Here is a 16,709-nt window from a genome sequence, read left to right on the forward strand (position 1 = left end):
ATGTACAATGGTTGAATGGATAAAACAATATGCCGTTCCGTTAATTGGTGGCCTAGTCGGCTTGGTTTTTGCAATCTTGTTTCTGTCAATCGGCTTCTTTAAAACATTGTTAGTAGTACTCCTGACAGGACTAGGTATTTGGCTAGGTTTGTATTTGGAACAGACAGGCATTGTCAAAAATTATTTTCATCATAAATAGGAGGTTTTGGCTATGGAAAATGCAAATGTATCGATTGTTAAAGGTGAGTTGACGTTTGAGGATAAAGTAATCCAAAAAATTATTGGCATTGCTTTGGAAGAAGTCGACGGTTTGTTAACTGTGGACGGTGGTTTTTTCTCGAATTTACGAGATAAAATGATTAACAGTGAAGATGTTACAACAGGCATTCACACCGAGGTCGGCAAAAAACAAGTCGCAGTGGATATGGACATTGTAGCCGAATACGGGAAAGATATCGAGACCATTTATGATCAAATGAAAGAGGTTATTACTCGCGAAGTCCAACAAATGACTCACTTGGAAGTAATCGAAGTCAATGTCAACGTAGTAGATATCAAAACACAAGCAGAGTACCAAGAAGAAAGTGAAACAGTCCAAGATAAACTTGGCAGCGCCGCTGAAGCGACAGGTAGTTTTATGTCAAAACAAACCAACAAAGCCAAACATGCGGTAACTAAAGGCAAGACAAAAGTCAAAGAAAACACGGCACCTCGTGTTCAATAATTGGTTATTATTTTATTAAAAATAAAGCAATAATAGAAGAAACTAGGAGGAATGAACCATGAGTAACGAAAAATTCAATAATGTACCAAAACCAGCAGGAAACGGACCACACACACCAGAAGATTATGCAATCAAAGGTGAATTAACATTTGAAGATAAAGTCGTTCAAAAAATTATCGGTTTAGCCTTAGAAAATGTCGATGGTCTATTAACAGTCGATGGCGGCTTTTTCTCAAATATTGCTGAAAAATTAGTAAACACAGATAACGTCACAGCTGGTATTGATACCGAAGTTGGTAAAAAACAAGTCGCTGTTGATATGGATATCGTAGTAGAATACGGCAAAGATATTCAAGACATTTACGAAAAAATGAAAGAATTAATCAGCCGTGAAGTGAAAAAAATGACCCACTTAGATGTGATTGAAGTGAATGTTAACGTAGTTGATATCAAATCAAAAGAAGAATACGAAGAAGATAGCGAAACGGTTCAAGATAAAGTCACAGGCGCTGCCAAAAGTACCGGTGAATTTGCTTCTGAACAAACAGAAAAAGCAAAAAAAGCTGTGAATAAAGGAACAGAACAAGTCAAAGAAAACATGGAACCACGTGTAGAATAAACGGTTAAAAGGAGGAAACAATCATGGGCTTTATTTGGGCATTAATTGTCGGTGGTGTCATTGGGGCAATCGCTGGAGCAATTACTAAAAAAGGATCATCGATGGGCATTATTGCCAATATCATTGCAGGGTTAGTTGGTTCAACAATTGGTCAAGCCATTTTAGGCACATGGGGACCAAGCTTAGCTGGGATGGCTATTGTGCCATCGATTATCGGGGCAGTGATTTTAGTTGCCATCGTTTCATGGATTTTAGGACGAAAATAGAGAATATTTTTCAGAAGAGTTTGGGTGATTGTCCAAACTCTTTTTTTATATTCTTTAATATTATTCAGTTTATTAGAATTAGATTAAATATAACTTTCCTTTGATAGGTGATTTTGTTAAAATTTAATTAAAAAGTCGTTACGTGGCAAAAAGGAGGTGAATCAGTGAAACATAAGAAGCAATGGTTAGTTGGATTACTCATTATTTTAATCATAGGAATTGGAGGGAAATGGTACAGGGACGAACAAGAAAAAGCAAAACTACACGAAACCCAAACAGACTTAGCGAACTATTTGTATAATAACTACCGAATTTATACATTTGATGAGCAAGAAAGAGCACAATTAGAGAAGAAATATAATAAGAGAAATGGCGAATTGAGTTATCGAGAGTATTCAAATAAATTAGATGAGATTGCCAAATACAGCGATATTAAAAAAGTAGAATTTACTAGTTTTATAGTAGGACCAATGAATACATTAAAAGGTTATTTTACCATCAACGACGTGTATGAAGAAGAAGTGGATTTAGACACGATATCAGCAGAAACTGAAAAGTTCATTTATAGCATAACAAATGGTACAGGCAAAGGTCCCTATTACATTGAAAAAAAAGATAAACCTACAAAGGAAAGAATGCCAGAAGACTTAATTGTGTATGATGAAGGAGGGATAAAGTAATGGATAACTATCGTACATAAAGAACAAGGAGGTGAATCAGTGAAACATAGGAAGCAATGGTTAATCGGATTACTCATTATTTTAATCATAGGAATTGGAGGGAAATGGTACATGGACGAACAAGAAAAAGCAAAACTACACGAAATCCAAACAGACTTAGCGAACTATTTGTATAATAACTATCGGATTTATACGAGAAATCAAAAAAAAGTCGAAGAGATTTATCAAGAGTTTAATAAGGGAAAAGGAAGTATTTCAGAAGAGGAGTATTTTAATAAATTAAGTGCGTTAAGAGAATACTCCGACATTACCAAAATAGAATTTACAAGTTTTTCAATAGGACCAATGAAAGGTTTAGAGGTCGAATTTATTATTAACGATGTGTATGAAGATAATACAACATTAAGTACTATCTCAGCAGAAACAGGAAAATTTCGCTATAGTTTGGATCCAGGAAATACGAGAAATAATTATGTTTTAGAAGAAAAAGAACAGCCAACTTCTGTAACAATGTCCAAGAATAAAATTATGTATTATGAAGGAGGGATAAAGTAATGGATAACTATCGGAAATTTTCTGAAACAGTATATGGAGTGCAGAAAGAAACAACAAATTCAGGAGATGTTATTAAATACAAAGGGGCGAAGTACCTTGTAATCAATACCATCGATACTGATAAAGATACCCTCGGATACGAACATGAACCAAGAAGTAATAGCATGCAAGCCATGACAGTAGCAGAACTCAAAGATGAATACAAGGGTAAAGAAGAGGTTGATTTAAAAAATGTACCAGGCTATCCCCAATCCGTAATCAACCAAAATCTCACCATTGTCTACGCTGGTACCAAATCATGGCAAGATTGGAAAACCAATTTTCGAGAAATTGGCTTTAATGACAAACACCAAGCTGGAGCGTTCCAAGCTGCTTTAACATATGCCAGTCAGATTGAGCGTCAATATTCTCCAGAAGATGGCTATACAATTAACACGACAGGTCATTCTCTTGGTGGTGCCGAAGCAATTTACGTTGCGGTTTTGAAAGGCTACAATGCCATCACGTATGGTGCGGCTGGTTCAGGATTGACAGACGAACAAATTAAAAACTACAAAGGTCAAATTATTAATTTCTATGATACTTCAGATGCGGTCACCAGCAGTTTTGTAACAGGTGGACAAGGGAAAATTCCTTTTTATAGTTTTGGAGTTGATAATTATAGTGGCGTAATTGTCAGTTGGGTTAAAAAGACGTTTGGCCATGATTTGGATATGTTTAAAACTGATGATGCCGGTAATTATATTGATAAATTTGGCGATATTGCTGTCTATTCAGATGGGCATGGTGGCGTTGCAATCGAGCAAACCATCCTGGCGCAGCAGATTTTAGAAAATAAAAATAGAATCCGTGGGCTGGAGACTTACGACGGCACGAATCCTGAGACATTGGCAGAAATCAACCGTTTAAAAAAAGAAAACAAATGGCTTCAAGAACAACTGAAACAATTTAATCAGTTGAATGAATTACGTGTTTCTTTAACGGCGAGCGGTGGCGGATTATCTAGTAATGAACGGATTTATTTAGAAGATAGTCAAGCCTTAGCGGTTGTTAAAGTCGCCGCATCACAATTTGATGTAGCGATGGAAGAGTGCCTACATATTTACAAAAAAGTGATGCAAGAATTACAAGAAGATTGGGAAAACGGATTGCAACTCATTCAACGACATACACCAGAACTTTCGTATGCAGAAATGAGAGAGGCGATGGATCAAGTCCAATGTACGAAACAAACGATGGTTGACCAAGATCTGGAATATTTCCAGAAAAAATTCAGCAAAATCAATCGTATTAGAACTTCATTTGTTCAATTAACCCAACAAATTACCGCTAAAATAAATGAATTGGTTCAGAGAGATCAAGAATTAGCGAACCAACTGAAAGGAGCCTTAACATGACGACAGCCGATGAGCTAGAAAGATGCCGCAGACAATTGCGGGAGTTAGATGAGCAAGAAATGCTCTTAGCTTCTTATCAGAGAAAAAGCCAACAACTCGCTGAAGAAACCTATTATAACATTCAGTCTGCTATTCGAATGATTGCCGAAAATCAGCAACCACTACAACAAGCGAGACAAGCGCTTGGCCGATTAGAATATGACTTTTCAGAAGAAGTAAGTCATGCTAAGAGAAAACTTTACCGTCAGAGGGAAGAGTTAGAAATAAAGTATAGAAAATTAAATGCACAGCGGAAAAGTTAACGAAGGAGGATGTTCATGGAGTTATTGGAGAAATTATGGAAAGAATACCAAAAGAATCTGCAAAAAGTAACCGATGTCTTAGACATACAGAGTCAAACTATAGACAGTTTGTAATAGATGTGAACTTATTTTTAATTAAAAGAAAGAGTCCTCAACCATTCGATATTTTGAGAATAGTTGAGGACTCTTTCTTCAACAAAAATCAACAACATTTGTTGAAGTTATTTGTAGATAACGTTTATCATTCACAAATTTACATTTTTTTGTAACGGATATCTCGTATAGTAATAACTGCAAATGAATTTCAGAAAATTTTTTGATAAGTCATCAAAGTGAGGGGATAGCGGTCTTTTATTGAAAAATAGCAACACAAAATAAACAGAACAAAAGAGAGAGGAATTCAAAGAATTATGACAGAACAAACACCAACAAAGCTTTTGAATAAAGGCTTTATCAGTATTACAGTGATTAATTTCATTGTCTATCTTGTTTATTATTTATTAATGGTTATTATTGCGGTGATTGCGCAAGATAGCATACATGCTACTTTAGGTCAAGCGGGTCTGGCCTCAGGAATTTACATCATCGGGACATTGCTTGCACGACTTTTCATGGGAAAACTCCTTGAACTGATTGGGCGCAAACAAGTCTTACGTTATGGGGCTTTGTTTTATCTTTTAACGACTGTTGCGTATATGTATATGCCAAGTATGGGCATTCTTTATCTGGTCCGTTTTTTAAATGGGTTTGGTTACGGAACCGTTTCGACAGCGACCAACGCAATTGTTACCGCCTATATCCCTAAAAATAAAAAAGGGGAAGGGATCAATTATTATGGGTTGAGTACTAGTTTAGCAGCCGGCATTGGGCCATTTATTGGGATGTTATTGTTAAATGTTTCCAACTTCCATGTCATTATTAACTTTTCAATTATTTTAATTTTGTTAACAACCATTGCTTGCTTCATTTTCCCAGTGAAAAATATTGAGTTAACACCTGAACATCGTGAAGCTTTATCTAAATGGAATTTTGATAGTTTTGTTGAAAAGAAAGTTTTATTTATTACATTTATCGCCTTTTTAATGGGTCTTGCTTATTCAAGTGTCTTATCTTTCTTATCTTCTTATGTCAAAGTAATCGATTTAGTTGACGTCAGCACCTTCTTCTTTATCGTCTATGCAGTCGTGATTACCTTAACACGTCCATCGACAGGTCGGATTTTCGATGTCAAAGGTGAACGCTACGTCATGTATCCGAGCTACATTTTCTTAACACTAGGCTTATTCTTATTAAGTATGACTACGTCTGGTTGGATGTTATTAGTTTCAGGTGGGTTAATTGGCTTAGGTTATGGTACTTTCATGTCAAATGGCCAAGCGGTTTGTCTTCAAGAAAGCCCAAGTCCTCACCGTATCGGGATTGCTTTATCAACTTATTTCATCGGTTTAGACCTTGGATTAGGGGTTGGTCCGTACGTTTTAGGTGAATTACGTAACTTTATGTCATTCCAACAAATGTACTTCTTAGCAGGCTGTATCCCAATCGTTTGTACCATTTTATATATGGTCTTCCACAAAGCTAAAAATGATGCCAAAGATTTGTCTCTTGAAACGATTGAAGAGATTGAACACGGCTCCGAACTATAAATGAACAAGGAGTGATTTCAATGCCTAACGATGAACGGATTTTAAACGTTTTACAACAAACACTAACGGAAATTCAACGCATGAACACGCGTTTAGCTAAAATTGAAACAGAGTTAGCCGATGTCGATCAACATCACGCGACTTTGGATCATTACTTGCAAGAGCTAGAATTGGTGACAGAAAATAATAACGTCATGTAAAGTGAGTAGTTAGTAAATGAATGTTCTACGTTTCGGTATCACTAGAGTGGAACATTGAAAATTTTCGTAAAAAACGCCAAAAGGTAGCAGAAAAACTGCTACCTTTTGGCGTTTTTTGTAATTTAAAGAAAATAAGCAAGAAGAGCGTGGGACAAAAATCACTTTGGATTTTTGCTCCATGCTCAAAAACTGATAAACGGCGGGAACAGAAGCAACTCCTTCGGAAATAAGCCGAAATTCTCCAAAAATTAAAGAACAATTTTCGGAAATTCCTTCTTATTTCTCGGAGCTAAACACTTCTGTCCCGACCTCCTCTTGCTTATTTTTATCACTTAAAATGTTTCACGTGAAAACTTTTAAAAGTGGCGTGGACTTTGTTTGGTGACAATTTGTGTATTTAAATTTTCTAAGCTTTGCGCTAGTTCACCAATGCTAGCGGAAAAATCAACATAATAAGTAGGAATCGTTGATTTGACACTAACTTCTGAAAAGATATCTGTAATAATTACATCGAAAGGCTTTTCTGGTGAAGCGACAAAAATTAATTTTTTATCCACGGCTTTACTTAGCATTTCATAAAGGGTATCTAAAATTAAATTACTTTGATTGGTCCTTACTAAGACACGAATCGGTGGTAAAGATTTCGTTTTCAGTGTACAAAAAAGAATGAACAAGCAGTCAACTAACAATTTTTCATTGCCCATCAATGTTGGAAGCATTTCAATTGTAAGTCGCTTCACATCTTTGTAGAGACTCGGATTTTTTTGAAGTGCTTCTTTTAAAAAGCTTTCTTGCACAAATGGATTGGCAATCGTAACAAAGGTCTTAAAAAAGACACTTAAATTTTGGATAGAAGTATATAGATAAAGATACTCGTGAAATGTCAATTTAATTTGATAAAAAGACGTCAGTTGATAAATAATCTCTTTAATGGGCGAGCCTAACAGCTGGACCATATGCATCCGAGCTGCTGGAATTTCCAAGACCTCTTGTGTGGCGTAGCTGACACTAATCGTTAATAAGAAAAAGGCAAAAAGTCCTTCTTTTTGTATAAATTTTGTTGGAACTTGGTGTAAGGCTTCTTCTTTAAAAAACAATTCAAATTCACTCAGATTAACAAAGGGATTAACAATCGCTTCTTCCTCCACGAAAGTTTCTTTGATAAAAAAGCCCTCTTTCCAACGCGCTAAAATCACAGCAGAAAAAATTAAGTCTTTTGTAAAATCTTGTGTTGTATTGAAAGAAACAGAGTGTTTTAAACGTCGAAAGAGACTATGGACTTCTTTTTTAGTAATCGTGTGCAACGGCCAATCCCCTTCAGAGTAATTGTTCCAAAAAAGCATCATAAAGAAAATCCGGATATCTTTTTCTTTGCCCACCAACACATTAGTACGTTTTAAATTGATTTCAATCTGATATTTTTGGAGCCATTGGTTTAATTGTCCAATTTTTCGCGTAAAGGTTGATGAAGAAATTTCTAGGACTTTTTCAAAATGTTTGCTATCAATTGCATTATGGTTAAAGGCATAGGTCAGTACTTGATACGCGAAACTTTTTTTGACAAAGTAGGGCATCAAAAACGACAGTTGGAAATAGGGTGCAAACCAAAATGTGATTTCTTTGGCATTTGCTGATAAAGAAAATAAGTTCTCCCAGCCGTTTTTTTCAATTTCTGTTTGGAGCAAAGCCACGGACTGTAGAATGGTAGTTTGTTGCATTTTTAATTGAGTCGCTAAAGTAGAAATCGCCAATGTTTGTTCTTCTGCTTCACGACGTTCGAGTAACTCTTCTAAAAGAACAAAACTTTTACGATAAGGTACATCAAGTAATCCTGTTAACATCCGATTCCCTCCAAACTGTTTTCCCCACGTAATTTGGCAAAATAAATTTTGCGAACTACTTGTTTTAGGTTATAGTATTCGTCTAAATAAGGAACGGGATGCCAATAAAAGGTTTTGCTGGCGTGAAAAAGCGGATTATTTTTGTCAGTAATGACTAGGTCAGGCACTTCTTGAATATGATTAACAAATTTCAAAGGAACATCGCAATAATTATTGATTTCCTTCGCTAACCAATTTTCTTGTATCTGATTAATAGATGAATGAAGTAAAATTTTAACAGGAATTTGTTTGTTTAATAAAACACTCCGAATAATTAAAAAAATGGTTTCTTTAAATAATGCATCTAGTGGGTGCTCTTTGTCAAAAGGCAAACGCTTTAAGAAATAGTTGGTTGTTCGTGAAACATTTGGGTATTGTTTTTCATACAAAGAGACATTAGCAACCTCATAGCTCAATTCCTCTTCCACAGGGAAATGAATCAGTCGTTCACTGGCATTGGATAAATTAACCAACAAAAAGACCACTTCTATTGCGCTTAAATCCAACTGTAATTGCGTACATTTTTCAAAAATCCAGGTGACATGGGGACTTTCATCCATGCCCATAATCGCTAAGTTGGCAAAGTTGACCGTTTCTATTTGTTCAAGTGAATACATCGTTAATGTACTGAAAAAATCATAGTAGAAACGAATTTCAGCCCGCCATGTGTCGGGTTCTTTTTGTTCATTAATAAAACAATCATTCACTAATAATTGAAATTCTGAATAAGGAAAGGCTAAATTGATCGTAGCAATTTCAGGATAATCGCTGATTGTAAAATCAGATTGGTAACGGAGTAAACCTATGGACATAATTAATTTTAATTTGCGTAAATCGGTATATGTAAAGTAAGGATAACGGTTTTTGATGATTTCAATAAAATTCTGCAATTGCGCTTGATTGGTTTTAGATAAAAAAGGAACGAGAGAAGTTCCTGAAATGAAAAATAAGGAGTAAAAGAAACTACGAAAATCTTTCTCTTTGCCACAAATTTTTTCGCGCCTTTTTAAATTTAAATAACAATTAAATCTAGCTAGATAATTGTTTAAACGGTCACTGACTTGTTTAAAGATAGAAAAGTTAATGAAATGTTCTTCACAAAAATCTTTGGCTGAAGTGTAGCGTTTTAAAAGTAAATCCAGGGCTAACATATAGGTTAGTGACCCGCGGACAACAGCTTCTTTCATTAACTCAATCGGGATATTTTCATCGGCGACTAATTCTATGGACTGTTGATTATTAATGATGCGAATATGTACATTTTCATGTGTATTGACTCGAGAAATTAACAAAGTTAATTGATTCAATAAATTGTTGATATTGTAATGGGAAAATTCATATTTTCGTCGGAGTACTTGCATGGGGACTTTTTCTTTACTGTCATACAAGTATTCAATTAGGGAAAGTAACTGAATTTCCTGTTTGGTTAATAAGTTATGCATAATAACCACCTTTCTAATTGGTTATGATTGTTTGATTTTTCAGATAATACAGATAGGGCATTCTTTTTTAAATGACATTTGACAATTGCCAGTGAAAGAACTAGTTGTTCTTATGCTACTGTATCTATTCTTAAAAATCAAGAAGAACTGAATGTGTCAAATGGAAGAAAATATGGACAAAAAATGATAGAGCAAAAAATTATTAAGAAAAACAACCAGTTTATATAAAACATTTAAATAACAAAAATGATAATTTGAGTCTGTTGATTTTTTAGCTTAAATAGCTCATACAAATAGGCTTTTTTGTCTGGTTAGTTCTTATGAAAAAAATTTAAAAAAACGGTATAGTGGAAGGAGGAATAGTAAAAATAAGAAAGGATAAGGGCGTGTTTTCATAAAGATGAAAAGGGTTTCTGGGATTTCATCAACTTTTTCTATTTGGAGGAGAAGTTGTTGATAATTTTCGCTGAAAAATCCCGTTATACTCTTCTTATTCTTATAGAAGAGTCTATAGGAAAAAGCAGAAAATGAATCCGCATTCGAAGTAAGAGTGCGTTTTGAGGAGATAAAAAGAAAAGGTGTGTTGGCTGTCTGTTTTAGCAAGGAAGAAAGACAACAGAAGAGCACTCACTTATTTGATTTAAAATAAAAAATTGGTACGAAGTGAACGTTCTCTTCTATGTGTCGTTAGTAGAGGAAGGATGAAAGAAATGAGAAAGAATGGTCCAATGGTAAACCGTTGGCTCTACGGGTTGATGTGTTTGTTACTTGTTCTAAATTATGGAACACCACTCATGGCTTTGGCGGAAGAGGTTAACAGCGATGGCCAGTTAACGTTAGGAGAAGTGAAGCAAACCAGCCAGCAAGAAATGACCTTAGCGCTTCAAGGAAAAGCACAACCAGTAACACAAGAGGTTGTAGTGCATTATAGTGCCAATGTGTCAATCAAAGCTGCACATTGGGCAGCGCCCAATAATACGCGCAAGATTCAAGTGGATGACCAGAAGAAACAGATTCAAATTGAATTGAATCAGCAAGCGTTAGCAGATACGTTAGTCTTAACGTTGAACCCTACAGCTACAGAAGATGTGACGTTTTCTTATGGACAACAGCAACGAGCGTTGACGTTAAATACTGGTACTGATCCGACAGAATCAACGGCAATCACGAGTTCGCCAGCCGCATCAGCGAATGAAGGTTCAACAGAAGAAGCATCTATAAACTCCTCTGTTCCTCGTTCGTCCGAAGAAACTGTCGCCAGCACGACAAAAGCGATAGAAAGTAAAACAACTGAATCGACGACTGTCAAACCGCGCGTAGCAGGACCAACAGATATCAGTGACTATTTTACAGGTGATGAAACAACGATTATCGATAATTTTGAAGATCCGATTTATTTAAATCCTGATGGCACACCAGCAACACCGCCGTATAAAGAAGATGTGACCATTCATTGGAACTTTAACTGGTCGATTCCAGAAGATGTGCGGGAACAAATGAAAGCAGGCGATTACTTTGAGTTTCAATTACCTGGCAATTTGAAACCTAATAAACCCGGTTCAGGTGATTTAGTTGATGCAGAAGGCAATGTCTATGGAACCTACACAATTAGTGAAGATGGTACGGTTCGTTTTACCTTTAATGAGCGAATCACGTCTGAAAGTGACATTCACGGGGACTTTTCTTTAGATACTCATTTGAATGATTCAGATGGGCGGGGTCCAGGAGATTGGGTGATTGATATTCCTACACAAGAAGATTTGCCGCCTGTAGTGATTCCAATTGTCCCAGATACCGAACAACAAATTGATAAACAAGGCCATTTTGATCGAACGCCCAATCCTAGTGCGATTACTTGGACGGTAGATATCAATCAAGCGATGAAAGATCAAACAAATCCAACTGTGACGGAAACATGGCCAACAGGGAATACCTTTAAGTCCGTGAAAGTCTATGAGTTAGTGATGAATCTTGATGGAACAATTAAAGAAGTGGGTCGCGAACTTAGTCCAGATGAATATACCGTTGATAAAAATGGCAATGTGACGATTAAAGGTGACACCAACAAAGCGTATCGTCTTGAGTACCAAACGACGATTGACGAGGCGGTTATTCCAGATGGCGGCGGCGATGTGCCTTTTAAAAATCACGCGACGTTAACAAGTGATAATAATCCAAATGGGTTAGATGCTGAAGCAACTGTTACCGCCACATATGGCAAAATGTTAGACAAGCGCAATATAGATTACGACGAAGCCAATCAAGAATTCACTTGGGAAATTAACTACAACTATGGTGAACAAACCATTCCAAAAGACCAAGCAGTCATTACAGACACAATGGGCGATAATTTAACGTTTGAACCAGATTCTTTACATTTATATTCAGTGACGTTTGATGACAAAGGAAATGAAGTCGTTGGAGCAGAACTTGTGGAAGGAAAAGATTACAAAGTGGTAATCAACGGAGACGGTTCCTTTGCAATTGACTTTTTACATGATGTGACTGGTGCAGTCAAGATTGATTATAAAACCAAAGTTGATGGAATTGTCGAAGGCGATGTTGCCGTGAATAATCGTGTGGATGTTGGCACTGGTCAGCATTCAGAAGGTGATGGCACAGCCAGTCAACAAAATATTATTAAAAACACTGGTGCAGTTGATTATCAAAATTCGACGATTGGTTGGACGTTAGCTGTGAATCAAAATAATTATTTGATGGAAAATGCCGTGATTACGGATACGTACGAACCAGTTCCTGGCTTAACCATGGTACCCAATTCGTTGGTTGTCAAAGATACAACCACTGGTGCTCAGTTGACGTTAGGTAAAGATTACAAGGTAGAAATAACTCATAATGCAGATGGTGAAACAGGCTTTAAGTTAAGTTTTATAGGGGCGTATGCCAAAACAAGTGATGCCTTCCACATAACCTATACTACCTTTTTCGATGTTACCGAGTTAGACGCTAACAATCCCGCGTTAGACCATTACCGAAATACTGCTGCCATTGATTGGACGGATGAAGCAGGAAACAATCATCATTCAGAAGATAGTAAACCGTTTAAACCTTTACCTGCTTTTGATTTAAATGCGCAAAAAAGCGGTGTTTACAATGCCGTTACCAAAGAAATCACTTGGACGCTTGCGGTTAATTTAAGTAATAATCGTTTAGTCGACGCCTTTTTGACGGATCCAATTTTAGCCAATCAAACCTATTTGGCTGGGAGCTTGAAAGTCTATGAAGGCAATACAAAGCCAGATGGTTCGGTTGAAAAAGTGAAACCAGCGCAACCGTTGACGGATATCACAATGGAAGAACCAAGCGAGAAAAACCAAAATACTTGGCGTGTTGATTTTCCTAATGATAGTCGTACGTATGTGATTGAATTTAAGACGTCTGTTGATGAAAAAGTTATCGAAGGTTCGGCTAGTTATGACAACACCGCATCTTATACAAACCAAGGTTCTTCACGTGATGTGACAGGAAAAGTTTCTATTCAACATGGTGGCGAATCAGTGAAAAAAGGTGGCGAATACCACAAAGATGATCCAGATCATGTGTACTGGCATGTAATGATCAATGGCGCCCAATCGGTTTTAGACGATGTGGTTATTACTGATACACCCTCACCAAACCAAGTGTTAGATCCCGAGTCATTGGTGATTTACGGTACCAACGTAACAGAAGACGGAACTATTACGCCAGATAAATCTGTTATTTTAGAAGAAGGAAAAGATTACACACTGGAAGTTACCACCGATAATGAAACAGGACAACAAAAAATTGTCGTTAAAATGGCCCATATTGAAGCACCTTATTATATGGAATATCGTAGTTTAGTGACTTCTTCAGCGGCGGGGAGTACAGACACGGTATCCAACCAAGTGTCAATTACTGGAAATGGTTCAGAAGTCGTTCATGGGGATGACAATGGCGATGTGGTCGTTGACATTGATCACAGTGGCGGGCATGCCACAGGGACCAAAGGCAAAATTCAGCTGAAGAAAACAGCCATGGATGGGACGACTATTTTAGCAGGCGCTCATTTCCAAATTTGGGACCAAGCTAAAACACAAGTCCTACGTGAAGGTACAGTAGACGCCACTGGGGTTATCACATTTGGTGGGTTGCCGCAAGGGCAATACATTTTGGTGGAGACAAAAGCACCAGAAGGTTATACAGTTTCGGACGAACTAGCTAAAGGCCAAGTCATTACTATTGATGAAGAAACTTCAGCAGATGATGCACAGCCAACCATTATTAAAAACGATGTCAGTAAAGTAATTTTAGAAAAAACAGATGAGAAGGGCAAAAAATTAGTCAATGCACGCTTTAAATTAGAGCATGCCGTAACCACGCCGTTTACTCATTGGGAAGAAGTTTCCCTTGCGCCGGATCGAACCAACGCAAATGGCCAGTTAGAGGTGGATAGTTTAAAACCAGGGCTTTATCAGTTCACAGAAATCGAAGCACCGACAGGCTATCTTTTAGACACGACACCCAAACGATTCATTGTGACACAAAACACGAGCGGACAAATTCGTGATGTTCATGTTAAAATGCTTAATTACCAAGGTTCTGCTGAACTAATTAAAAAAGACCAAGCAGGCAATCCATTAGCAGGTGCTGAATTTTCAGTCCTTGACACCACAGGACAAGCAGTTCGAGAACACTTAGTTTCGGATGCAAACGGAAAAGTCACAGTGACGGATTTAGCCCCAGGAAAATATCAATTTGTGGAAACCAAAGCGCCAGCAGGGTACCTTTTAAACACTGAACCAAGTGCTTTCACGATTGCAGCAAGCGATCGGGGCAAACCAGCAACAGTTATAGCAACGGCTAACTTTGTTAACTATCAAGGCACGGCTAAATTAATCAAAAAAGATGTGAATGGACACTTATTAAGTGGTGCGACATTTAAAGTGCTTGATGCGAAGGGAGAAACGATTCAAACAGGCTTGACGACAAATAATCAAGGGGAAATTGTTGCAGAGCACTTAGCCCCAGGAAAATATCGCTTTGTAGAAACCAAAGCGCCAACAGGCTATTTATTAAATACCACGCCAGTCCCATTTGAAATTGCTGAGAAAAATGCTGGTAAACCAGCGGTCGTGGTTGCTAGTGACAACTTTGTGAATTACAAAGGGGCTTTCCAAATCGTGAAAACGAATAGCGCAGACCAACCATTAGCAGGTGCTGTTTTTGAATTATATAATCACAATAAACAATCATTAGGGATTACAGCAACGAGTGGCAAAGATGGCAAAATTATCTTTAGAGACTTGGCGCCAGGTACCTATTATTACAAAGAAATCAAAGCACCAAAATTACCAGATGGCGCAGATTATATTATTTATCCTGAATTAGTAAAAGTAGAAATTCGTGGTGATTTCAAAGGTGATCCGGAGATCTTCCAATTAGGCGCCTTCGCCAATTTCAAAGGACGTGCCGTCTTTAAGAAAATTGATGCCAATGCGAACCCACTTCCAGGAACGATTTTTAAATTGTATCGAATCGAAAACGGGGAAAAAATCTTTGAAAGAGAAGTAACTGCTGAAAAAGATGGTTCATTGGCTATGGAGGATTTAGGCGCTGGTAGTTATGAATTAGATGAACTGGATGCAACGGATGGCTATATCGTCAATAAACAACCCATTTATTTTGTAGTGAAGAAGAATTCAAATGATAAACAACCACTAGATGAGTTAGAGTTTGTAAATTATCAAGCGGAAGTAATGGGACGTAAAGTCAACGAGCAAGGTCAAACCTTAGCGGGTGCAGTTTTTGCAATTTACAATGCCGATGAGCAGAATCAGCCACAAGGTTCACCGATAACATTCTTGAATCGTGCAGGAGAAAAGGTTTCTGAAATAACAACGGATAAGACTGGCGAAATTTACGCTAAAGGGCTGAATGAAGGGCATTACGTTTTAGTGGAAACGAAAGCACCAACAGGCTATCTGTTAGACACAACGCCACATCCATTTGATGTAACCGCGCAATTAGGAAAAGAGCAGCCAATTGCTTTAGGCGATCTTATCAATTATCAAGGAACTGCTCAATTAACCAAAGAAAACGAAACAGGTGAAGCATTGGCAGGTGCGGTGTTTAAGGTCATTGATGAAACAGGGCAAACCGTAGCTGGACAAACCAATCTGATGTCTGACAAGCAAGGCAAAGTCATTGCGAAAAACTTAGCACCGGGAACGTATCGTTTTGTGGAGACACAAGCGCCAACTGGCTATCTTCTTAATGAAACGCCAAGCGCAAGCTTTACGATTGCCAAAGACAACCAAGGCAAACCAGCCACTGTGGTACTTAAAGCACCTTTTATTAATTACCAAGGTGCTGCCAAGCTGGTGAAAATTGATCAGCAAAAGAATGCCTTAGCAGGTGCTGAATTTAAAGTGACAGATGCAGTGACAGGGCAAACTGTCGCTCGTTCATTACGTTCTGACAACCAAGGGTTAGTTCAAGTGAACCACTTACAACCAGGAAAATATACCTTTGTGGAAACAAAAGCACCGGATGGTTACCAACTGTCTAAGCAAGCTGTCGCATTTACTATTGCAGCAACAGCGAAAGACAAACCTGAACTCGTGGATGCGGGCACGTTTGTTAACGAGAAACAACCTGTATCCAAAAAAACAAAACCAAATCAGCCAACAACGAAACAAGCAGCTAGAGAGACAGGTTGGCTTGGTTTACCGAAAACCAACACACAAGTCAATTACTTCTTTGTCTTTATCGGCCTCCTGTTGGTCAGTTTGGCAAGTCGGCTCTTCTATAAAAAGAGCAAGAAATAAGCAAAAGATATAAAAAAACAGAAAGAGCCTGGAACAAAAATCACTTTGGATTTTTGTTCCAGGCTCAAAACCTTATAAACGGCGGTAACAGAACCAACTCCTTCGGAAATAAGCCGAAATTCTCCAAAAATTAAAGAGCAATTTTCGGAAATTTCTTCTTATTTCTCGGAGCTAAACGGTTCTGTACCG

13 protein-coding genes are annotated in these 16,709 nt (G+C 37.4%); 11 read left to right on the top strand and 2 right to left on the bottom strand.

All coding sequences use genetic code 11. The annotated features are described in order from the left end of the window. Nucleotides 1–7: 7 nt before the first annotated feature. The 10 genes from IGL23_RS00615 (at nucleotide 8) to IGL23_RS00660 (ending at nucleotide 6,389) form a co-directional block, all read left to right on the top strand. The gene (locus tag IGL23_RS00615) at nucleotides 8–199 is read left to right on the top strand and encodes a DUF2273 domain-containing protein (protein ID WP_002356087.1); all 192 of its coding nucleotides are present in this window, start codon (nucleotides 8–10) and stop codon (nucleotides 197–199) included. Nucleotides 200–211: 12 nt separating this feature from the next. Further along, complete coding sequence (locus tag IGL23_RS00620) at nucleotides 212–724, top strand: Asp23/Gls24 family envelope stress response protein (RefSeq protein ID WP_033594362.1); 513 nt, start codon at nucleotides 212–214, stop codon at nucleotides 722–724. Between the two features lie 58 nt (nucleotides 725–782). After that, on the top strand, nucleotides 783–1,343 hold the full coding sequence (locus tag IGL23_RS00625) for an Asp23/Gls24 family envelope stress response protein (RefSeq protein WP_033594360.1): 561 nt from the start codon (nucleotides 783–785) through the stop codon (nucleotides 1,341–1,343). Between the two features lie 23 nt (nucleotides 1,344–1,366). After that, entirely contained in the window at nucleotides 1,367–1,609 is a 243-nt protein-coding gene (locus tag IGL23_RS00630; RefSeq protein WP_002356092.1) for a GlsB/YeaQ/YmgE family stress response membrane protein, read from the top strand. Between the two features lie 164 nt (nucleotides 1,610–1,773). Further along, nucleotides 1,774–2,289: a hypothetical protein gene (locus IGL23_RS00635; protein WP_033594358.1), complete on the top strand. Its 516-nt coding sequence runs from the start codon at nucleotides 1,774–1,776 to the stop codon at nucleotides 2,287–2,289. Nucleotides 2,290–2,328: 39 nt separating this feature from the next. Further along, entirely contained in the window at nucleotides 2,329–2,844 is a 516-nt protein-coding gene (locus tag IGL23_RS00640) for a hypothetical protein (RefSeq protein ID WP_033594356.1), read from the top strand. Then, on the top strand, nucleotides 2,844–4,241 hold the full coding sequence (locus tag IGL23_RS00645; protein WP_033594354.1) for a DUF2974 domain-containing protein: 1,398 nt from the start codon (nucleotides 2,844–2,846) through the stop codon (nucleotides 4,239–4,241). The genes IGL23_RS00640 and IGL23_RS00645 overlap by 1 nt, the downstream gene beginning before the upstream one ends. Beyond that, nucleotides 4,238–4,543, top strand: coding sequence for a hypothetical protein (locus tag IGL23_RS00650; protein WP_033594353.1), 306 nt, complete (start codon nucleotides 4,238–4,240; stop codon nucleotides 4,541–4,543). The genes IGL23_RS00645 and IGL23_RS00650 overlap by 4 nt, the downstream gene beginning before the upstream one ends. Nucleotides 4,544–4,953: 410 nt before the next feature. Then, a complete protein-coding gene (locus IGL23_RS00655; protein ID WP_430619665.1) occupies nucleotides 4,954–6,189 on the top strand; it encodes an MFS transporter in 1,236 nt (411 codons plus the stop codon). Between the two features lie 20 nt (nucleotides 6,190–6,209). Continuing rightward, nucleotides 6,210–6,389 carry a hypothetical protein gene (locus IGL23_RS00660; RefSeq protein ID WP_002381345.1) on the top strand — a complete coding sequence of 60 codons (180 nt, stop codon included), beginning with the start codon at nucleotides 6,210–6,212 and terminating at the stop codon, nucleotides 6,387–6,389. A 356-nt stretch (nucleotides 6,390–6,745) separates the two neighbouring features. Here IGL23_RS00660 and IGL23_RS00665 read toward each other — a convergent pair whose 3' ends face one another. Further along, a complete protein-coding gene (locus IGL23_RS00665) occupies nucleotides 6,746–8,230 on the bottom strand; it encodes a helix-turn-helix domain-containing protein (protein WP_033595329.1) in 1,485 nt (494 codons plus the stop codon). Beyond that, nucleotides 8,224–9,711 carry a helix-turn-helix domain-containing protein gene (locus IGL23_RS00670; RefSeq protein WP_010711885.1) on the bottom strand — a complete coding sequence of 496 codons (1,488 nt, stop codon included), beginning with the start codon at nucleotides 9,709–9,711 and terminating at the stop codon, nucleotides 8,224–8,226. Before IGL23_RS00670 ends, IGL23_RS00665 begins: the two co-directional genes overlap by 7 nt. Nucleotides 9,712–10,421: 710 nt before the next feature. On the opposite strand from IGL23_RS00670, the gene fss1 reads away from it, so the two are divergent. Next, nucleotides 10,422–16,520 carry a fibrinogen-binding MSCRAMM adhesin Fss1 gene (gene fss1, locus IGL23_RS00675; protein WP_154230824.1) on the top strand — a complete coding sequence of 2,033 codons (6,099 nt, stop codon included), beginning with the start codon at nucleotides 10,422–10,424 and terminating at the stop codon, nucleotides 16,518–16,520. The last annotated feature ends 189 nt before the right edge of the window (nucleotides 16,521–16,709 follow it).

The organism is Enterococcus sp. MSG3299, assembly GCF_050555765.1.
Lineage (GTDB): Bacteria > Bacillota > Bacilli > Lactobacillales > Enterococcaceae > Enterococcus > Enterococcus faecalis.